Annotated in this window: 20 protein-coding genes; 11 read left to right on the top strand and 9 right to left on the bottom strand. The window is 63.9% G+C overall.

The features are described 5' to 3' along the window. Positions 1-5: 5 nt before the first annotated feature. The 7 genes from AC0NID_RS09195 to AC0NID_RS09165 form a co-directional block, all read right to left on the bottom strand. Positions 6-827 (bottom strand): carbohydrate ABC transporter permease, encoded by an 822-nt coding sequence (locus AC0NID_RS09195; RefSeq protein WP_473456196.1) that lies wholly within the window; start codon positions 825-827, stop codon positions 6-8. Further along, positions 828-1,730, bottom strand: coding sequence for a carbohydrate ABC transporter permease (locus AC0NID_RS09190; protein WP_473456214.1), 903 nt, complete (start codon positions 1,728-1,730; stop codon positions 828-830). Positions 1,731-1,786: 56 nt separating this feature from the next. After that, the gene (locus AC0NID_RS09185; protein ID WP_473456195.1) at positions 1,787-3,124 is read right to left on the bottom strand and encodes an ABC transporter substrate-binding protein; all 1,338 of its coding nucleotides are present in this window, start codon (positions 3,122-3,124) and stop codon (positions 1,787-1,789) included. A 64-nt stretch (positions 3,125-3,188) separates the two neighbouring features. Then, positions 3,189-3,848, bottom strand: coding sequence for a GntR family transcriptional regulator (locus tag AC0NID_RS09180; protein ID WP_473456194.1), 660 nt, complete (start codon positions 3,846-3,848; stop codon positions 3,189-3,191). A gap of 22 nt (positions 3,849-3,870) precedes the next feature. Continuing rightward, positions 3,871-4,755 (bottom strand): dihydrodipicolinate synthase family protein, encoded by an 885-nt coding sequence (locus AC0NID_RS09175; RefSeq protein WP_473456213.1) that lies wholly within the window; start codon positions 4,753-4,755, stop codon positions 3,871-3,873. 145 nt (positions 4,756-4,900) lie between these two features. Next, complete coding sequence (locus AC0NID_RS09170) at positions 4,901-6,187, bottom strand: D-tagatose-bisphosphate aldolase, class II, non-catalytic subunit (RefSeq protein ID WP_473456193.1); 1,287 nt, start codon at positions 6,185-6,187, stop codon at positions 4,901-4,903. Then, complete coding sequence (locus AC0NID_RS09165; RefSeq protein WP_473456192.1) at positions 6,184-7,131, bottom strand: sugar kinase; 948 nt, start codon at positions 7,129-7,131, stop codon at positions 6,184-6,186. The genes AC0NID_RS09170 and AC0NID_RS09165 overlap by 4 nt, the downstream gene beginning before the upstream one ends. 248 nt (positions 7,132-7,379) lie before the next feature. Here AC0NID_RS09165 and AC0NID_RS09160 point away from each other — a divergent pair, with 248 nt between their 5' ends. Next, a complete protein-coding gene (locus AC0NID_RS09160; protein ID WP_473456191.1) occupies positions 7,380-8,402 on the top strand; it encodes a LacI family DNA-binding transcriptional regulator in 1,023 nt (340 codons plus the stop codon). On the opposite strand, the gene AC0NID_RS09155 is transcribed toward AC0NID_RS09160, so the two are convergent. Together AC0NID_RS09155 and AC0NID_RS09150 are read right to left on the bottom strand one after the other, a co-directional pair. Then, positions 8,390-9,364 carry an alpha/beta hydrolase gene (locus tag AC0NID_RS09155; protein ID WP_473456190.1) on the bottom strand — a complete coding sequence of 325 codons (975 nt, stop codon included), beginning with the start codon at positions 9,362-9,364 and terminating at the stop codon, positions 8,390-8,392. The genes AC0NID_RS09160 and AC0NID_RS09155 overlap by 13 nt on opposite strands. Positions 9,365-9,386: 22 nt before the next feature. After that, entirely contained in the window at positions 9,387-10,535 is a 1,149-nt protein-coding gene (locus tag AC0NID_RS09150) for a Gfo/Idh/MocA family protein (protein WP_473456189.1), read from the bottom strand. A 173-nt stretch (positions 10,536-10,708) separates the two neighbouring features. On the opposite strand from AC0NID_RS09150, the gene AC0NID_RS09145 reads away from it, so the two are divergent. The 10 genes from AC0NID_RS09145 to AC0NID_RS09100 are packed head-to-tail and all read left to right on the top strand — an operon-like array spanning position 10,709 to position 20,221. Then, positions 10,709-12,055, top strand: coding sequence for an ABC transporter substrate-binding protein (locus AC0NID_RS09145; protein WP_473456188.1), 1,347 nt, complete (start codon positions 10,709-10,711; stop codon positions 12,053-12,055). Between the two features lie 3 nt (positions 12,056-12,058). After that, entirely contained in the window at positions 12,059-12,988 is a 930-nt protein-coding gene (locus tag AC0NID_RS09140) for a carbohydrate ABC transporter permease (RefSeq protein WP_473456187.1), read from the top strand. After that, positions 12,985-13,821 carry a carbohydrate ABC transporter permease gene (locus AC0NID_RS09135; RefSeq protein ID WP_473456186.1) on the top strand — a complete coding sequence of 279 codons (837 nt, stop codon included), beginning with the start codon at positions 12,985-12,987 and terminating at the stop codon, positions 13,819-13,821. The genes AC0NID_RS09140 and AC0NID_RS09135 overlap by 4 nt, the downstream gene beginning before the upstream one ends. 52 nt (positions 13,822-13,873) lie before the next feature. Beyond that, positions 13,874-14,647, top strand: a complete 774-nt coding sequence (locus AC0NID_RS09130) for a sugar phosphate isomerase/epimerase family protein (RefSeq protein WP_473456212.1) — start codon at positions 13,874-13,876, stop codon at positions 14,645-14,647. A gap of 10 nt (positions 14,648-14,657) precedes the next feature. Beyond that, positions 14,658-15,734, top strand: a complete 1,077-nt coding sequence (locus AC0NID_RS09125; protein ID WP_473456185.1) for a Gfo/Idh/MocA family protein — start codon at positions 14,658-14,660, stop codon at positions 15,732-15,734. After that, on the top strand, positions 15,734-16,552 hold the full coding sequence (locus tag AC0NID_RS09120) for a sugar phosphate isomerase/epimerase family protein (RefSeq protein ID WP_473456184.1): 819 nt from the start codon (positions 15,734-15,736) through the stop codon (positions 16,550-16,552). The genes AC0NID_RS09125 and AC0NID_RS09120 overlap by 1 nt, the downstream gene beginning before the upstream one ends. Next, positions 16,552-17,385: an alpha/beta fold hydrolase gene (locus tag AC0NID_RS09115; RefSeq protein WP_473456183.1), complete on the top strand. Its 834-nt coding sequence runs from the start codon at positions 16,552-16,554 to the stop codon at positions 17,383-17,385. The genes AC0NID_RS09120 and AC0NID_RS09115 overlap by 1 nt, the downstream gene beginning before the upstream one ends. Then, a complete protein-coding gene (locus AC0NID_RS09110) occupies positions 17,382-18,104 on the top strand; it encodes a ribulose-phosphate 3-epimerase (protein ID WP_473456182.1) in 723 nt (240 codons plus the stop codon). Before AC0NID_RS09115 ends, AC0NID_RS09110 begins: the two co-directional genes overlap by 4 nt. Further along, entirely contained in the window at positions 18,104-19,126 is a 1,023-nt protein-coding gene (locus AC0NID_RS09105; RefSeq protein WP_473456180.1) for an ROK family protein, read from the top strand. The genes AC0NID_RS09110 and AC0NID_RS09105 overlap by 1 nt, the downstream gene beginning before the upstream one ends. A 3-nt stretch (positions 19,127-19,129) precedes the next feature. Next, positions 19,130-20,221 carry an ABC transporter ATP-binding protein gene (locus AC0NID_RS09100; protein ID WP_473456179.1) on the top strand — a complete coding sequence of 364 codons (1,092 nt, stop codon included), beginning with the start codon at positions 19,130-19,132 and terminating at the stop codon, positions 20,219-20,221. Positions 20,222-20,545: the final 324 nt, after the last annotated feature.

The raw sequence follows: 20,545 nt of genomic DNA, 5'->3' as shown, positions 1-20,545 counted from the left end.
CGACTTCAGCCGCCCTTGACCGCGCCTGCGGTCAGCCCGGCGACGATCTGCTTTTGCGCGAACATGGTCAGGACCAGCACCGGCAGCGTCACCACAAGTGCCGCGGCGGCGAGCGGCCCCCAGCTCACCTGCTCATAGGAAAGCATGTTGTAGACGGCGACCGGCAGCGTGCGCGTCTCGCGGCTGGCGAGCACCACGCCGAAGACGAAATTGTTCCACGAAAAGATGACGGACAGGATGAAGGCCACAACGATGCCCGGCTTGGCTATGGGCAGGGCGACCAGCCGGAACACCTGCCAGGAGCTGGCGCCGTCGATGTTGGCCGCCTCTTCCAGCTCCATCGGCGTGGTCTCGAAATAGCCGATCATCACCCAGACCACGATTGGCACCGTCACCACCAGATGGATGATGATCTGCGGCCAGAGCGTGCCGAGGATCCCGATCCATTGGAACAGCAAAAACAGCGGGATGAGATAGGACAGCCCGGGCGTCATGCGGGCGATCATGATGACGACCGCCGATCTTTCAGCCTTGAGCCGCGCTATGCCATAACCGGCCGGTACGCCGATCAGCAGCGCCAACAATGTTGCCGTGCCGGTCACCAGAACCGAATTCCAGAGATAGAGCAGGAAGTTGTTCTCTTCGAACACCTTTACATAGTTCGACCAGGCGAAATTCTCGGGGATCAGGATCGGCGGATAGGCGCCGTTGTCGATCTCGAATTTCAGCGAAAGCGAGATCATCCAGAGGAAGAACAGGATCGCCGGCGAGACGATGACCAGGGCCGCGAAAAACAGGCCGATCTGGTTGAGCAGACGTGAGCTCATTTATTTGCCCTCCGCGTCGATCCACTGGGAGCGCTGGCGCAGCATCAGCAAGATGAAGGACAGCGCCACGATGACGATGAAGAACACCACGGCCATCGCCGAGCCGTAGCCGATGTCGTAGTAGGAGAAGGCGGTGTTGTAGAGGTAGATGTTGATGGTTTCGGACGCCGTGCCCGGCCCGCCCTGGGTCATCGCATAGATGATGTCGAAGCTCTTCAGCGCATCGATGGTGCGGATGATCAACGCGATCATCAGGAACGGCGCGATCATCGGCAAGGTGAGGTAGCGGAATTGCTGCCAGGCATTGGCGCCGTCGATCTCGGCGCTCTCGAACGGCTCGCGCGGTACCGAGGCCAGCCCGCCCAGCACGATCAGCATCACCAGCGGCGTCCACTGCCAGGTCTCGACCGCAACCAGCGAAGGGATGACCGTTTTGGGGTTGAATATCCATTCCTGCGCCGGGATGCCGATCAGCGACAGAAGGTAGTTGAGCACGCCGAGCTGGGGATGGAACATCATGGTCCAGACCAGCGCTACGGCCACGGGCGTCGCCATCATCGGCATCACGAAGACGCCGCGCAGCAGGCCGCGCAGCGGAAACCTGGCGTCGAAGATCAGGGCGGCGACAGTGCCGAAGAGCATCGGCGCCGCCACCGACAGGGAGGTGTAGGTCAACGTATGAACAAGGGATTCCCAAAACCGCGGGTCGCTGGCCAGACGGAGATAGTTTTCCATCCCGGCGAAGCTCCGCGACTGGCCGAGCGTCCAGCGGTTGACGCTCATCCAGAGCGTGAAAGCCCAGGGAAAGACGATCACGGCGCCAACGACGACGAGCGCCGGAACGACGAAAGGCCAGTAATTGGGAGCCAGCCGGATTGTCTGGCTCTCCTCTATGGCCTGCATCGTCACCGCGGTGCGATCTGTCGTCACCCCGGCGCGTTCGGGGGCGATGGTGGACATCAGCCTTGCTCGCTCCTGTCGAGAACCGGCTGGAATTGCGCGGTGGCCTTCTTCAGTTCTTCGGCAGGATCGGCACCGGCAATCATGTTGGTCAGCGCCACACCATAGACGTCGCGGAACTCTGTGACGGGAATGATCACCGGCAACGCCAGCCTGCTGATATCGCCGGACTGAACCACGGCATCGAGCCAGCTTGCCGGCATGGTGACGCCTTCGCGCACCTTGGGGTCTTCCAGCACCGACTTGCGGAAAGGCACGCCGGCGCCGGCCTGGAGCAGGCGCGCGCCCATGGCCGGGGACACCGCCCACTGACAGAACAGATAGGCGGCTTCCTTCTTTTCGCTGGAGGCGGTCACGCCGAGCCCGTCGCCAAACGTCCCGGAGGCGTGCGCCTTGGGCCCCTTGGGCATGACGCCATAGCCGACCTTGCCGACCACGCGCGACTTTTCGGGATTTTCCATCGGCGGGGCAAAACCCACGCCATCGAACCACATGCCGATCTTGCCTTGCAGGAAGGCGGACTGCGCTTCAGCCCAATTGAAGCCGGTGACGCCCGGAGGGGCGGACTTGGTCATCAGCCTCTGATAGAGGGCGGCGGCCTCGATCGCTTCGGGCGTTTCGGTGCGCAGCTTTCCCTGGTCGTCGAGCGGCGTCATGTCGTAACCGAGCATCAACGATGTCCACACCGGGGTGTTGGCATTCTTGAGGCCGCGGGCGACGAAGCCGAAAGTGTTGGTCGATGGGTCGGTCAGCGCTTCTGCGGCGGCCACCAACTGTTCGAACGTTTCAGGGTATTTGAGGCCCTTGGCCTCGAACAGCTCCTTGTTCCAGTAGACGATCCAGTAGTCCACCGAGAAAGGCAGTGAGCGCAGCACGCCCTGGCTGTCCTTGGCGAAAAGCATGCCGGCCTCGGCGAAATCGCCTTCGACCAGCCCAGGATCGGTCAGCGTCGGGTCGGCGAGATAACCTGATATGTCGGCCAGCCAGCCACCTTTTTCGAACTGGCGCTTCTGCACATGGTAGCTCAGATGCACGACATCGAAGCTCGGCCTGCCGGAGCTCAACTCGATCACCGTCTTCTGCCGTTGCTGTTGTTCCGGCGTCGCCTCGGCATTGACCTTGATGCCGGTCAATTCCTCGAACTCGGCGATATATTTCAGGATGGTGTCGCTGCGCGGGCTTTTCACCAGATTGACGTCGAGCGTCGTGCCGGCAAAGCGCTTCCAGTCGACGCCGGCGGAAAAACTCGGGCGAAGGCCGGCCAGGCCCGCTGCGGCGAACGCCGTGGTCCCTGCAAGAACCTGCCTTCTTGTTGGCTTGAACGGATTGGACGACATTTCTTCCTCCCTTGGGTTTACTGTCGTTATGCTTTGCGTCGCGGTGGCCGCGAACCCTACGTCCTCAGATCTGGAGCGCCAACCGGCGCGCATTGTCGATATGCCGGCTGATCGCCTCGACCGCCTTTTGCGGGTCGCGGCTTTCCAGCGCTTCGATCACAGCCAGGTGCTCGTGCATCACCGGCACGACACGCCCGTCGATGCGGAAACGTTCCTGATGGATCAAGCGGATCTTTACAGAATTGACCAGATAGGCCTTGGCGATGATTTCATTGCCCAGCGCATCGATGAACGTGTCGTGCATCGACCAATCGATGTTCTGGGCCTTGGCTTCCATTTCCGGCGTCGGCGCCTGCAACAATGCTTGAGCCAGCATATCCTCATGTTCGCGCCGCAGGCGGGCGAGTTCGGCGTCGGACGCATTGACGGTGAACAGCGCCACCGCTTCGCGCTCCATGAACAGGCGAAACTGGAAGGCCTCGCGAATCAGGCTGATGTCGATATGGGCGATCTGCATGCCGCGCTGCGGGATCGTCGTCAAAAGCCCCTCGGCTTCGAGACGCGGCACGATCTCGCGGATGGCGCCTAGCGGCAGCCCGGTAAAGGCTACCAGTTCACGCTGCGACACGAACTGTCCCGGCCGCAGATCGCGGGCCAGCAAATGCCGCGTGAAGCTGGCATAAGCTTTTTCCCTGAGGGTTGCCGGTCCGGTGCTGTCGTCCATTTCAGCGCGCTTCCCTTGCCGGTCAGGCCGGCTCTGTCACAAACAGCCTGTCATAGGCGGCGGCAAGCTGTTGTCGCCCCTGCGCAGCGATCGGCTCCAGCGGTGGGCGGACCGCCAGCCAGCACTCGTCGCCGGTCTTGCGCGCCACCATGACCTTCACCGCTGGAGTGACCGGATATTTGAGCAATTCGAGCACGAAGCCCTCGACGCGGGCATCGTCGCGCCCGTCCTCGGCCATGGCGCGGATTTCGCTGGTGACGAAATTGGCCATGCCGGAGATGGCGCCCTGCCCGCCCTGGCGCACGCTTCTCGCCAAATGCCGCTCGTCGCCTATCAGGATCACCAGGTCGCCATGGGCTCTTAGCAGCGCCTCGCTATAGCTCCAGTCGCCACCTGAATCCTTGACACCGGCGACCACCGCGGGAAAGGCGGCACGCAGCCGGCCAATCAGGGCAAGCGGGAGCGGCACCATGGTGACAGAGGGGATATTGTAAAGGAGGACGCCGCGAGCCAGCGGGCCGAGTGCCGCGAAGACAGCGGAAAACCATCCGAACAGCCCGTCCTCGCCGACATTTTTGAAGTAGCTCGGCGGAGCCAGCAGGATATTGCGGACGCCGCACTGCAAGGCATGTCGCGCCTGTTCGGCGGCGTCTTCTGCCGCATCGACCAGCACGCCGGCGACGAGCTGATGTGCCGGAATGCCGGCGGCCAGCATGGCTTCGGTGACGATCCGCCGCTCTCCCGTGCCCACGGAGGCGCCTTCCCCGGTGGTTCCGAAGAGCGTTGCGCTGCTGCAGCCGGTGCCCAGGCAAGCCTGGGCCTGCGCGACCATCGGAGAGATGGCGATTTGTCCGGACGCATCAAAAGGCGTGGTGAGGGCGACCGAAAGACCAAAACGCGAAGCCAATGCCATGCTCTCCAACATCAATTTGCGCGCAGTACTAACACACTAACATGTTAGCTGTAAATTGCAGCGGATGCTTTTTTCAAAACGGCGATGGCAACGGACATTTGCGAGGCGAACGAGTGCCATATCTCCGGCAGCGCGACCCCTATTGCCCCGTCGCATCCGCGTAGATATCGAGAACACGGGTGACGCTGCCGATCAGAAGGTCATGCGCGAGGGGCTTGACCCGGCCTGCCGCAATTTCGGTATCGAACTGCCCCAGATGTTGGCTGATCAGGGGGCCAGGGAGGTCCTTGTCGCCCAGCACCTTCAGCAGGTTCCGTGTTGCGTGCTGCGCCTCCGGCGTCGGCCAGTAGTAGCGGATGCGGTCGCTGAAGGAGAAATGCCGCTGCACGCGCTGCTCGTCCGGCCTGCCTGGATAGTATTTCTGCCAATTGTCCGGCGACGCCAGCATGATGCGCTCCATCGCGACAGGCAGGCTTTCGCGCGAAGGGTCCGGCGCGAGCACATCGGCGATGTGGCTAAGCCCGTACAATGCCTCGCGAAGTGCGAAGGTCAGCCAGGGGCCGACCTTGAGGATGGCAAAACCATCGCGAACGAGAGCATTGAGCGCCTCGGCCGTTTGGTAATCCGTCGAATGCGCTTCAAAAACGACCTCTGGCATGCGGTCGAGCACCGCCACCAGCCCCGCCGCCTTGTCCGGCGCATAGGAGACGACCTCGGTGTTGCCGAACTCCACACCCGGCTGGACGACGACGCCCACTACACGGGCAAAAGCGGCTTCGAGGCGGACCCGGGAAAAGGCTCGGGCGTGAATCTCCACGGTGTGCTGTGCATCGTCGGGCGCCGTCACATGCAAATGTTCCAATCCCTCCAGCGCACCGCCCGGCACTGGCACCTCGGTGCCGATGACGTAGACCGGTTTCTCGCCGCCGGCCCGCTCGACCGCCGCCTCGGCGACTGCCGCAAGTTCGGCAGCGCGCGCGGCGATGGTTTCATCGGCAAGCACGGCTGGATCGTCGGCGCAGGCGATGCTCGTATCCAGATGCATCTTGTTGAAGCCGGCGCTCGCATAGGCATCGATCATCGCCACAGCGTTCTTCATGGCGGCGGTAGCCGCCATGTGCTTCCACGGATTAGGCCCGAGATGATCGCCGCCGAGGATCAGGCGATCGACGGGGAATCCGACTTTCTGCGCACGTGCCTCTACGAAGTCGCGGAAGTCGGCGGGCGTCATCCCGGTATAGCCGCCCTCATGGTTCACCTGATTGCAGGTGGCCTCGATCAGCACATCTGCATTTCGCGCCACGCCGTGGCGCAGGGCGGCCTCGATGACCAGCGGATGCGCAGAGCAGACCGAAGTGATGCCGCCTCTCTCGCCTGCGGCACGCCTGGCCGCAATGTTCGCAAACCTCCGCGTCGCGGCACTCACTGCGCGTTCTTCCCTGTGGCAATGAAGGCCTCGACCGCGGCAAGCGGGAAAATGCCCTCCATAGGACCCTTGCGGGTGACGGCAAGCGCACCGCAGGCATTGGCGATCCGCAGCGCCTGCGCGGGCGCCGCCCCGCGCAGCCAGAACGAGACGAAAGCAGCACCGAAACAATCACCCGCGCCAGTCGGATCGACCTCGTCGACGGCAAAGGCCGACGAGGCTACCGCACCGTGGCGGTCATGATAGGCGGCGCCTGCGGCGCCCTTCTTCAGGACGATGCAGGACAGGCCACGGGCTAGCAATTCCTCGACCGCGCTCTTCTCGTCCTTCGCGGATGAGAACAGGAAGAGTTCTTCGCCACTCGGCAGGAAGATGTCGGCTCGCGACAGCACGCAATCGAGCGCCGCGCGCATGCCGGACGCCTGCATGATCTCCCGGCGGATATTCGGATCGAAGGAGACGGTTCCGCCTTTGGCCTTGACAGTCTCGATCGCCGACAGCGCCACCGCGATGGCGCGGTTGGAAAACAGCGACGAGCCCATGACATGGACGTGATCGGCACCGGCCAACAGCTTTGTCGCCGCCGCGTCGGTCTCGATCAGGCCGGAGGCGCTGTTGCGGATATTGAAGACGAAGTACCGGCTGGCGTCGGCTCGGTAGGTGACGAAGGCCGTGCCCGTCGCATGGTCCTTGTGAACTGCGATCGCCGACACGTCGGCGCCCAGCGCTCGCAGCCGCTCGATGTTCAGCCTGCCGAAATCGTCATCGCCGACGGCGCCGATGAGGCCGGCCGGCTGGCCGAGCGCCGCCGCCTGGCCGATGAAGATGGCGGGCGCTCCTGACGGGTAGGGCCCAAGCAGCGGACCAGGCTCAAGAAAACTCTGGCCGATCCGTTCGGCCATGATCTCGACCAGGATCTCGCCGGCGCTGACCAGTTTCTTCATCTCGCGCAATCCCTCCCGGCGTTGCGCCCCGGCCTCGCTTCGGATCAACCGCGCGAGCATTTTTCCGGGGGATACGAATTTCGATTTCGCCCACTGGAAGTGATTACGGCTTGTGCTTTTTCGCGTCAATTAATAAATTTACGCATGAAAACTGTCAAAATTATCTGTAAAATTTTGCCTTGCAGCTGCACGCTCGCGCACCGTATGTAGGGAACCGGGCAGCGCTAAGAAACAGCGCGAGGGATTCAATGCCGATGACGCACAAGACGATGGAGGATTTCGCCCGCTCTTGCGGCGTCTCCAGGCCGACACTGTCGAAATATTTCGACGATCCCACCAGCGTCAAGCCGGCGACACGACAGCGGATCGAAGTGGCGCTGCGCTCGTCCGACTACCAGCCCAATCTCTTTGCGCGCAACCTGAACCGCAAGCGGACCCGCAGCATCGGCATCGTGGTGCCGACGGTCGCCGATCCCTTCTATTCCGAGATGGTCAGCCGCATCGAACTCAGGCTGCGCGACGAAGGCTACTGGCCGATCGTGATCTCCTCGCACGGCTCGCGCGAGCTCGAAGTGGAAGCGACGCGAACCATCCTTTCGCTGAAAGTCTCCGGCGCGCTGATCGCGCCGCTCGGCCTGCGCTCCGACTGTCGCGCGCTTGAGAAGCTGACGCAGGCCATACCGGTCGTCTATTTCGACACCTATCTGGAGGGTGATACGCCGTTCGTCGGCAACAACAACAGCCAGAGCGTCTCGACCATCGTCGACTATCTCTGCCGCTCCGGCGATGCCCCGGTCTATTTCGACATCCCGCACGTCAACCACAATTCGCGCGAACGCCTGAACAGCTATGTCGGCGCCATGCAGCGGCTCGGGCATGAGCCCGTGGTTATCGGCGATACCGATGACTACACCTGGGATTTCGAACGGATCGGCTACGAGCAGATGGAAGCGATGCTCGGCAATGGCGGCCTGCCGGGCAAGACCATTCTGTGCGCCAACGACCGTCTCGCCTTCGGCGTGATGGCTGCCGCCTACTCGCAAGGCCGCAAGGTCGGCCGCAAGGCTGATTGCGACCTGCGCGTCGCGGCCCACGACGATCATCCGCTGAGCCGCTACACCTGCCCTGCCCTCACCACCATGGCGCAGGACTTCGCTTCGATGGCGGGACGCAGCGTGGAGACGCTGTTGGCCTTGCTGGACGAGGACGACGCATCGGTTGCCTCCAAGGTCAATCTCGACGCAACGCTGGTCATGCGTCAGTCGGCCTGAGCGTCTCCAAAGCCATGATCGAAGCCGCGCCATGCGGCAACCGCAGCAGCAACCGCCTGCCGCGCCGCCGGGGCATGGCGTCCCATCGAGACGAAGCCGTGGATCTGGCCGGGCCAGCGCCGCAGGACGACCGGCACGCCGTCATCTTGGAGACGTTTCGCGTAGGCCTCGCCTTCGTCGACGAGGATGTCATGACCGGCGATAGCGACAAAGGCCGGCGCCACACCTGCAAGGTTCGCGGCCTTGAGCGGCGAAACGCGCCAGTCGCCGATGTCACTGACATCGCGGATGTAGTGGTCCCGGAACCAGGCCATGGTCGCCGCGCTGAGACCATAACCGTCGGCAAAGCGGCTATAGCTGTCCGCCGCCTGGGAGGCGTCGGTGTTCGGATAGAACAGAAGCTGCGCGATCGGCGGGTTCTTGTCGCGGCGCGCAAGCAGACAAAGGACGGCAGCGAGATTGCCGCCGGCACTGTCGCCCGCAACGGCAATCCGCCTCGCGTCGATGCCGAGATCGCTCGCATCGTCGTGCATGAAGGAAAGCACAGCAAGGCAGTCCCCGATCGCCGCCGGAAACTTGTGCTCCGGCGCTAGCCGGTAGTCGGGACAGACGACCACACAGCCCGCCATGTTGGCGAGCCACCGGCAGATCTCATCATGGGAGTCGAGATTGCCGATCACCCAGCCGCCGCCATGCAGATAGAGCAGCGCCGGGGCATCGGCCCCGCCTGCGCCCTGTCCGCGATAGACTCTGAGCGTCAGCGGACCACCGGGACCGGCGATGGCGCGCTCGGTCAGTAAGCCGACCGGTTCGCGCTCGCCTTGCAGTGCCGGAAAGCCCTCTTCATAGGCGCGGCGCGCTTCTGCAGGCGTGCCGGTCTCGAATGGCGGGGCTGCCGCCTCCCGGCCAAGGTCGAGTACGTGCCGGGCTTCCCGGTCGAGCAAGGGTGAAAGCGATATCATCGTGGAAGTACCCTCGTGCCTGTCAGGCAAGCAGGCTTGCCGCCTCGTCTTCGCCAAGAAGCGGCGGTTGGTCAACTGTCCCGTTGACGGCAACCGACTCGTAGCCTTCTCCCGAAGCGAGGATCGCCTCCATGATCTCCAGCACATGAAGCGCAAGCTCGCCGGAGGCACGCGGCTTTCTTCCTGATATCAGCGAGCGCGAAAGATCGGCGACGCCGAGCATGCGGTAATTCGCGCGGTCGGGCGCGGCAAAGGGCCAGTTGCGCGCGCCGTAGAGTTCGCTCTCGCTGGGGAAGTCGGCCCAGTCGGCGCCCCGCTCCGAAAGCGAGACGGTGCCACCGAACGTGTCCGGATCGGGCAGCCTGAGCGAGCCTTCGGTGCCATGCAGCTCGATCGGGTGGTTGGAATGTCTGAAGACGTCCCAGGAGGCACCGAAAGTGACGGTTGCGCCCGAGCGGAACTCCAGCAGCGACAGGATATTGGTCGGCGTGCCGACCTTGAAACTGGTGTTCCTATAAGGACCTTCGGCGGTGATCAGCCGTTCTTCCTGGCCCCGCGTCGCCATCGCCATCACGCGGGCGACCGGCCCGAGCAAATTGACGAGCATCGTCAGATAGTATGGGCCCATGTCGAAGACAGGGCCGCCGCCCGGCTGATAGTAGAATTGCGGATTGGGATGCCAATGCTCCATGCCGCGCCCCATCATGAAGGCTGTGCCCGTCACCGCGCGGCCGATCGCGCCCTCGTCCATGAGGCGGCGCGCACGCCGTCCGGCGGCGCCGAGGAAGGTGTCCGGGGCCGAGCCCAGCAGCAGCCTTCGCTCCGCAGCCTCGGCGACGAGGCGGCGGCCGTCCCTGGCCGAGGTCGCCAGCGGCTTTTCGGTGAAGACGTGCTTTCCCGCCGAAAGCGCTGAAAGCGAAATCTCGAAATGCGCCGCCGGGATGGTCAGGTTGAGGACAAGGTCGATCTCAGGATCGGCCAGAAGCGCATCGACGCTGACCGCCCGGATGCCATATTCGCTGGCGCGCAGGTCCGCCATGTCGGCCGAAATGTCGGCGCAGGCGCGAAGCTCCACCTCCCCGAACAGAGCCGCGTTGCGCAAATAGGTCATCGAGATGTTGCCGCACCCGATAACGCCGATGCCAAGCTTAGCGCCTGTTTTTCCTTGCATTTCCTATTTCGCCTCCCAACGCCGCAACGTCCTGGCTGAACCCTTGCACCAGCAACGGATCATACTTGAAAGCCGCAATACAGGATTTTAAATATTGACGCGCGTAAAATTTTTATGGAACATGCGGAAATGCTGGCGCAACATCGGGAGGCCGCCGGCCCAAGGAGGAGAAAATGACTGACATCAAAAAAGGGCCGGTCTCCGGCTCGAAACCTGTTGCGCATGTGACGATCGCTGACCGCAGGCAGTTTCTCGTCGGCAGCGCCGGACTTCTGGGCGCGGCGACACTTGGCCTCGGCACGGGACTGGGCGTTCGCCGGGCGCGCGCGCAATCGCGGGCCGAAATCAGCTTCGCCAGCGCTGCCTTCTTCGGCAAGGAGACCTTCGGCGATCTGATCAAGGCCTTCAACGAATCGCAGGATCGCGTTCTGGTCAAGAATATCGAGCTGCCGCCGCCGAGTTCCTCGACCGAGGTCTACCAGGGCCTCGTCCAGCAGCTCGCCCGACGCACCGGAACGCCCGACGTTTTCAGCCAGGACGTGATCTGGATCGCCGGCTTTGCCGCCGCCGGCTGGGCGCTGCCGCTCGACGAGTATTTTCCGGCGGACAAGCGCAGCGCCTACTTCTCCGGAACCCTCAATGCCTGTACCTATGACGGCAAGCTGACCGCCCTTCCTTGGTTCATGGATTCGGGCATGTTCTATTACCGCAAGGACGTGCTGGAAAAGCATGGCGGCAAGGTGCCGGGAAACTGGGCCGACATGGCGACCATCGCCGCAACCGCGCAGAAGGCCGGCGATGTCGATTTCGGCTATCTCTGGCAGGGCAAGCAGGCCGAGGTTCTGGTCTGCGACGCGGTCGAGATCATCACCTCCAACAACGGCGCGATCCTTGCGCCTGACGGCAAGACGTCGCTGATCAACCAGAAGGCGGCGGTCGATGCGATCCAGTTCCTGCACGACACCATCAACGCGACCAAGATCAGCCCGCAGGACGTCCTGTCCTGGGACGAGGAGCCGTCGCGCCAGCCCTTCACCTCGGGCAAGGCGATGTTCATGCGCAACTGGTCCTACGTCTACCCGATCGCCCAGGATGCCAAGGCCTCCCAGGTGGTGGACAAGGTCGGTGTCGCGCCGCTGCCGTCCTTCCCCGGTGGCAAGAGTTCAGCCTGTCTCGGCGGCTACCAGCTCGGCGTCAACGCCAACTCGAAGCAGCGCGAAGCCGCGATCGAGCTGCTGACCTGGCTGTCGTCGACCGAAACCCAGCATCGCATCGCCTTGAACTTCGGCCTGGCGCCGACGCGCCCTGCATTGTTCCAGGACGAGAAGATCAAGGCCGAACAGCCGTTCATGGCGAGCCTCGAGAACGTGTTCACCGGCGCCACCGCCCGGCCGATCACGCCCGAATATGCGAAGGTGACGCTGGCCTTGCAGTCGGGCATCTCCAAGGCGCTGGTGTCGGGCAACGTGCAGGCCGAGATGGACGCGCTGGCTGCGCAAATCGACCAGATCGTCGGCTGAACCATGACCGCGGCGGCCACTGTTTCTGGCATTGGCCGGCCGCGGCTTGGCAAGGCGCTTCCCGGCGCCGTCTGGGCCTTGCTCCTGCTGGCGCCGGCCTTCGTGTCTCTGGCGTCGGTTTCCTTCTACCCGATCGTCAACGGATTGTATCTGTCGCTCACCAACACATCGCTGATCACCCAGGAAAACGAGTTCTCGGGCTTATCCAACTATGTGCAGCTATGGCGTGACGCACAGTTCTGGAATGCCTGGTGGCACACGATGTGGTTCACCACGGCATCCACGATACTGGAGACGGTCATTGGGCTCGGCATGGCCCTCATCCTGTGCGAAGCGTTCAAGGGACGCGGCCTGGTTCGCGCCGCCATGCTGGTTCCCTGGGCGATGCCCACCGTCGTCACCTCCAAGATGTTCGGTTGGCTGTTCGATGGCCAGAACGGCATAATCAACTACATCCTGCTGCATGCCGGGCTGATCGACCAGAACGTCAACTGGTACGGCTCGCCCGATACGGCGATGACGACCATCATCATCGCCGACGTCTGGAAGACCACGCCCTTCATGGCGCTATTGCTTTTGACCGGGCTGCAGACGGTGCCCAATTCGCTGATCGAGGCGGCGCGCATGGATGGCGCGAAAGGCTGGATCACCTTCTGGTATATCCGCCTGCCGCTGTTGATGCCGACCTTGCTGATCGCCGGCCTGTTTCGTGCGCTCGACGCCTTTCGCGTCTTCGACCTCGTCTATGTGCTGACCGGCGGCGGTCCGGCCGATTCGACCGAGACGTTGTCGACGCTCTCCTACAAGGTGCTCTTCTCGACGCTGCAATTCGGCTACGGCTCGGCCGTCTCGACGGCCATGTTCGTCACCGAAGGCATCATCGCTATTGTCTTCTGCCTCTATCTCATCAGGCAAATCAGGAGGGCGCAATGAAGGACACGCGCTCGCCGCTGCAGACCATCGCGATCTATCTTGGCGCGCTGCTGATCCTCGTCTGGTCCGGCGGCCCGTTCATCTGGCAATTCTCGACCTCGTTCCAGCTCGACAGGGCGCTGACATCGGGCTCGCCGTCGCTGATCCCCGCGCCCTTCACCCTCGAGCACTACTACAACGCCTTCATCGAGAAAGATCTGCACCGATATGTCTGGAATTCGCTCGTGGTCTCGCTGGCGACGACGTTCCTGTGCCTGTTCGTCGGGTCGCTGGCCGCCTTCGCGCTGTCGCGGCTCAACGTCAAGGGCCGCTTCGGCATCCTGATGGTCATCCTTTCGGTGTCGATGTTTCCGCAGATCGCGCTGGTCGGGCCGCTCTATCTGGTGGCAACCAATCTCGGCCTGCTCGATACCTACACGGCGCTGATCATCACCTATCTGGCGCTCGGGCTGCCGCTCGTCACCTGGGTGCTGTTCGGCTATTTCGAGACGCTGCCGCGCGAGATCGACGAGGCGGCGCGTATGGACGGCGTCAGCGTTCCCGGCCTGCTCTGGCACATCATCCTGCCGATGTCGCTGCCGAGCCTGGTGACCACAGGCCTGCTCGCCTTCATCACCGCCTGGAACGAATTCCTCTTCGCCCTCGCCTTCACCTCCAACATCGATCGCCAGACGATCCCCGTCGGTATCGCCAATTTCACCAACCAATATTACGTGCCCTGGGGCGACATCGCCGCGGCGTCGGCCGTCGTCACCGTCCCTTTGATCGTGCTGGTGCTGTTCTTCCAGCGGCACATCATCGAAGGGCTGACCCAGGGTGGCATTAAGGAATGAAAGGACGATCGTGAAAGACCTGAAAGTCGGTTGCCAGACCTTTACCTGGGAAATGCTGGGAGACCGTTTTACCGGCGGTCCCGACGAACTCCTGAAGGCGATCGCCGACGGCGGCTATGCCGGCATCGAGATCACCGACACGATGATCGGCCGCTATGCCGGCAAGCCGGCGGAATTCGCCACCGCGCTGAAGTCGTCCGGGCTGACGCTCGTCTCCTTCGCCTTCGGCTCGAAGAGCGGCTTTACCCTCAAGGATCAGATCGGCGCCGACCTCGAAACGGCGCAGCGCTGGATCGATTTCGCCGCCGCCTTTCCAGGCGCGTTGGTGTCGATGGGATCGGCAACCGTCGTCTCCGACGGACCGCGCGACGACAAGTTCGCCGTCGCCGCAGAGGTCTACAACAAGGCCGGCGAACTCGGCCGCCAGGCAGGCGTCCAGGTCGCGGTTCATCCGAGCTCGCACCACAACACGCTGCTCTTCGACCGCGCCGACTACGACCGGATCTTCGGACTGCTCGATCCGTCGCTGGTGGGCTGGGTGCCGGACACCGGCCACATCCTGCGCGGCCATAAGGACATGGCGGACACGCTCACCACCTACCGCGACCGCATCCGCTATGTGCATCTGAAGGACGTCGATGCCGGCGGCACCTGGGCGATGCTCGGTAGGGGTGTATGCGATACGGCTAAGGTGATCGAGATCGCCAGCGCCGCGCCGCATTTCAACGGCTGGCTGGTGCTGGAGGAGGAATCCGAGACCGCCGCCGCCGATCCGGCCGCAGCGGTCAAGACCAACCGCCAGACGATGCGCGGCCACGGCGCGTGAGGAAGAAACCATGATCCGGAAGCAAGACCGTCGCCTTCGTGTCGGCGTACTCGGCTGCGGGCCGATCGCGCAATTCGCGCATCTCGAATCCTGCGTGAAGGCCAAGAATGCCGATCTATATGCGATCTGCGATGCCGCCCCTGACCTTTTGGCGCGCATGGGCGCCACCTATGAGCCGGAAAAGATGTATGGCGACTACGATGATATGCTCGCCGACCAGCAACTGGAGGCGGTGATCGTCGCAACCTCGGACGCCTATCACGTACCGATGTCGATCAGAGCACTGGAAGCCGGCAAGCACGTGCTGTGCGAAAAGCCGATCGGCGTCTCGGTCGAAGAGGGCCAAAAACTCGCCGATGCGGTCAGGCGCTCCGGCAAGGTGCTGCAAGTCGGCCATATGAAGCGCTTCGATCCAGCACTGGAAGCGACGCGCGATTTTGTCCGCGACGAGATGGGCGAAATACTGGCGCTGAAGGCCTGGTATTGCGACTCCACCCACCGCTACACCAACACCGACGCGGTACAGCCGCTGCCCGTCACCAGCAAGCTGGCGAGAAAGCCCGCCGGCAATCCGAAGGCCAATCTCAGGCAGTATTTCATGCTCGCGCATGGCTCGCATTTGGTCGATACCGCGCGTTTCCTGTGCGGCGAGATCGTTGCGGTGCGCGCCCGGCTCAACGAGCGTTTCGGCGCCTATTGCTGGTTCGTCGAAACCGAATTCGCCAACGGGGCGCTTGGCCATCTCGACCTCACCGTGGCTGTCCGCATGGACTGGCACGAGGGCTTCCAGCTCTATGGCGAGAACGGCTCGGTGATCGCCAAGACCTTCAACCCCTGGTATTTCCGCGCGAGCGAGGTCGACATTTTCCATGAGAAGGACGCGACGTCGCGCAAGCCGCTTGGCGCTGACGGCCATTTCTTCAGACGCCAGCTCGAAGGCCTGGCTGAGACAATCCTCGACGGCAAGCCGATGCGCGGCGCCAACGTCGAGGACGGCCTTGCCTCGATCCGCGCCATGGTGGCGATCGCCCGCTCGGTCGAGAGCGGCGAGCGCATCGAGATCGCCAGCGCGACGGGAGCGGTCTGATGCAGGTCGGGGTGTTCGCCAAGACCTTTCCGGGCAGCGAGCCGGGCGGCGTGCTGGCAGCGGTCCGCGCCGCCGGATTTGCCGTCACCCAGTTCAACCTGGCCTGCGCCGGCCTGCCATCGATGCCGAATGCGGTGCCCGGTGACGCCATCCGCTCCATCGCGGCCGCATCCGATGCCACCGGCGTCACCTTGGTGGCGCTCTCCGGCACCTACAATATGGCGCACCCCGACAAAGCGGTGCGCGACGACGGCCTGCGCCGGCTTGCCGTCATCATCGAAGCCGCGGCGGATCTTTCCGTTCCGCAGGTCACGCTGTGCACGGGAACGCGCAACCGCGACGACCAGTGGGCGCACCACCCCGACAATGCAGACCCCTCGGCATGGGCCGACATGGCGGCCGAGATGGGAAAGGCGCTCGATCTCGCCGAGCGCCACGGCGTCGACCTCGGCATCGAACCCGAGCAGGCCAACATTGTCACCTCGGCTGATGACGCGATGCGCCTGATTGCCGAAATGGAGTCGAAGCGGCTGCGCGTCGTGCTCGATCCGGCCAACCTGTTCGAGCAGGCGAGCGAGGCGCAAGCCCGCGCAATCGTGGCTGCCGCGGTCGAACGCACGGCGGGCCATGTCGCCATGGCGCACGCCAAGGACCGCTTTGCCGACGGCCGTTTCGCCACCGCCGGCCATGGCGTCGTCGACTTTCCGGATTTCGTCGCCAGCCTCAAAGCGTCAGGCTTTGACGGGCCGCTGGTGACGCACGGACTTTCGGCTGAAGAAGCGCCCGGGGTTGCCCGTTTCCTGAAGGGGTTGGCTTGATGGCACGCCCGACAACCTTGCTCCGTAATGACGCCACGCTATGCGTTTCCGATATGGGCGATGGGCTGGCGGTCGTCTTTCAGCACGGGTTGGGCGGCAGCGAGGCGCAGGTCGTCCAGGCCTTCCCTGCCGACGCAGGCTGTCGGCGCATCACGCTGGAAGGCCGTGGGCACGGCGCTTCAGGGCTCGGCAGCAGCCGGCCGTTTTCCCTGAAAATGTTCGCCGACGATGTCCTGGCCGCCGCCGATCAGGCCGGCCTCGACCGTTTCATCGCCGGCGGTATTTCGATGGGCGCCGCGATCGCCTTGCGCCTCGCCTGCCGCCACCCGGACCGCGTGGCCGGTCTGCTTCTCGTGCGTCCAGCCTGGATTTTCCACGGCGCGCCGGTAAACATGCAACCGATCGCCGAGGTCGCCGGCCTCATCCTCGACCACGGCCCTGACAAGGCCAGGGCGGTCTTCGCGCAATCGGGGACCGCCGCGCGGCTCCTGGACGAGGCGCCCGACAATCTCAGTTCGCTGCTCGGCTATCTCGACCGGCCCGATGCCGCCGCTTTCGCGCAAGTTCTTGCCGACATCGCCGCCGATGGCTCCGGCATTTCCGAAAGCGACGCCGCTGGCCTCAACGTTCCCACGCTGGTCGTCGGCAACGCCGTGGATGCGGTGCATCCCTTGTCGGTCGCCCACAAATTAGCCGCCACTATTCCCGGCGCGGCCTTTGTAGAAATCACTCCCAAGGCGCTCGACAGCGCCAGGCATTTCGCCGAGCTGCAGGCCGCGATCACCGATTTCCTTCACGCCCACGCCAATTTCCGGAGCCTCATTCCGTCATGACGACCAAATCGCCGTCCGGCCCTGCCGCCATCGCCGCCCTGCCGCGCAACCGGTTGCTCGGTGAATTTTCACTCTGGTCGGCGGACCTTGCCAATATGGAGCGCGACCTGAAGCGCATAGACGCTTATGTCGACCTGCATCACATCGACGTCGCCGATGCCCGCTTCACCCCCGGCTTTCTGTTTTTTCCGGATCTGGTGGCGCGGATCGCCAAGCTGACGGCAAGGCCGATCCATGTCCATCTGATGGTCGAAGCCGAGATCGTCGAGGAGCAGACACGGCAGTTCATCGAGGCCGGCGCCGACCTGGTCAGCGTCCATGCCGAAAACGGCGAAGCCGGACTGCGAGCCGTGCGATTGGCGCATGCGCTTGGCGCCGAGGCCGGCGTCGTGCTGAGGCTGGAAACGCCGGTCGCCGCAGTCACACCTTTCCTGTCGCAAGTGGCGTTCGTGACACTTCTCGGCACATCCATCGGCGTCAAGGGTCAGAGCCTTTCCGACCAGGCTTGCCCGCGCCTGATCGAGGCACGCGCGCTGATGAGAAAGGCGGGGCGCGAGGCCGACATCATCCTGGCTGCCGATGGCGGCATCCGTCACGGGACGGTGCCGCGCTTGCGTGCCGCCGGGGCCGAGACGGTGGTGCTTGGGTCGCTGGCCTTCGGCGACCCCGAGCTCGCCCAGCGGATGGCCTGGCTGCATGGGCTGAAGGTCGCCGCCTGATGACAAGACTGGCCCTCGCCTTCGATCTTGGCGGCACGGAGCTGCGCGGCGCGCTGGTCGAGCGCGGCGGCCGCGTTGTTGCTCAGGTTTCGGCGCCCACGATGGCGATAGCAGGATCGGATGCGGTGATCGGCCAGATCATCGCACTGGCTGGAGCTCTTCTGACACAGCGCCCGCAGGCAAAGGTCGCCGGCATCGGCATGTGCGCGCCGGGACCGCTCGATCCCAAAGCCGGGATCGTCATCGGTCCGCCGACGCTCGCCGGCTGGCACGACGTGCCGTTGATCGACATTCTCAGCCGGCAATTCGGTCTGCCGGTACGGCTGGAGAACGACGCCAACGCGGCTGCTCTCGGCGAATGGCGTTTCGGCGCCGGCCGTGGCAGCGGCTCGCTGGTGTTCGTCACCGTCTCGACCGGCATTGGCGGCGGCGTGGTCGCCGACGGCCATATCTATCACGGCCGACGCGGGCTGGCGGCCGAGATCGGCCACATGACCATCACTGGTGAAGGCGACCGCTGTTTCTGCGGCGCCGTCGGCTGCTTCGAGGCCGTCGCCTCGGGCACCGCACTCGGACGTCGCGCCACGCGGCTGACCGCACCGGGCGACGGCTCGCTGCTCAGGCGCCATTCCGGCGGCCGCGACGTTTCGGCCAGGCACGTCATCGAAGCCGCGCGTGCCGGTGACGTCAACGCACTCGAACTGGTCGACGCCGAGGCGAAGTGGCTCGGCATCGGCTTCACCAACCTGCTTCACCTCTATTCGCCGGACCTGATCGTCATGGGCGGCGGCCTCGCCAACGGCTTCGACCTCCTGGCACCAGGGATCAGGGCCACCGTCGAGCAGCGGGCGATGGCGGCCTACCGCGACGTACCGATCGTTCAGGCACAACTCGGCGACCGGGCCGGACTGGTCGGCGCGGCAAGTCTGATCCTGTGGGAAGGCGAACCGGGCGCGCCGCTGGCGATGGCGCAAGACGAAGACAACGGCGCGACTGAGCGCGCCGATGCCAGGGGAAAGTAGGTCATGGCTGAGCTCAAGCTGCGCGGTGCGCGCAAGTCCTACGGATCCGTCGAGATCATCAAGGGGATCGATCTCGACGTCGCGGATCGCGAATTCGTGGTCTTCGTCGGCCCGTCCGGCTGCGGCAAATCCACGCTGCTGCGCATGATCGCCGGGCTGGAAAAGATCACCGCCGGCGACCTTCTGATCGATGGCGTGCGCGCCAACGACATCGATCCGTCCGAGCGTGGGCTCGCCATGGTGTTCCAGTCCTACGCGCTCTATCCGCACATGACGGTGGCCGAGAACATGGGATTTGCCCTGAAGATCGCCGGCGTTTCCACCGCGCAAAAGGAACGCAAGGTGCGAGAAGCCGCCGAGGTGCTGCAGCTTTCGCATCTTCTCGACCGGCGGCCGAAGGCGCTTTCGGGCGGCCAGCGCCAGCGTGTCGCCATCGGCCGCGCCATCGTGCGCAATCCCAAGGTCTTCCTGTTCGACGAGCCCTTGTCCAATCTCGACGCCGCCTTGCGGGTCAGCATGCGGCTCGAGCTGATGCGCTTGCACGAACATCTCAATGCGACCATGATCTATGTCACCCACGACCAGACCGAGGCCATGATCATGGCCGACAAGATCGTGGTGCTGAACAGCGGCTCGATCGAGCAGGTCGGCTCGCCGCTTGAACTCTACAACAGGCCGGCAAACATCTTCGTCGCCGGCTTCATCGGCTCGCCGAAGATGAACCTGCTGACGCTGAAGGTAGAGTCCGCAAGCTCCGATGGCGTTTCCGTCATCTTGCCGAACGGCCAGGCGCTGACGGTGCCAGTCGCAGCGGGCGCAACCAGAGCCGGCGACGAGCTGCTGCTCGGCATGCGGCCGGAGCATCTCCACATCTCGGCCGGCGGACGGTTCAGGGGGCAAGCCGTGTTGGCGGAACGGCTGGGCAGCCTGACCATCCTGCATGTCGAGATCGCCCCCGACATCACGCTGGTCGTCCAGGCCGAAGGCGGCGACAGGACGCCGTTGCACAGCCCGGTCGCGCTCGACATCTCTCCCTCGGCTTGCCACCTGTTTCGCACCGATGGCCCGGCGCTGATGCGGCTGACTTCCGACTGAGTTTCCCGACATTTGAGAGACGTTGGCTGGACAGCGCCCCCTTTGTCTTGCCACCGCACCCCGCAGCACATCAAAACTCGCTGCATACCATTTTAAATCTTGACGCGTGTCAAATTTTTATAAAACATGCGGAAATGCTGACAGGCATCGGTCAGCGCTCTGGGAGGAGAAATGCCTGACACGAGGTATGGCCCGGAACGGGTCCTGAACCGGCGAGCCGCATGGCAATCGCCAACCGGTCGGCAGCCTGTCATCGCAAGCGGCGGGCTGGCCAACGTCGGCACAATTCCGTTCGCCGAAAAACGGATCAATTGCGACATAACC

Source organism: Mesorhizobium sp. WSM4821, assembly GCF_055901555.1.
Note: the sequence above shows the minus strand (reverse complement) of the source record. Positions and strands in the feature narration are given on the sequence as shown.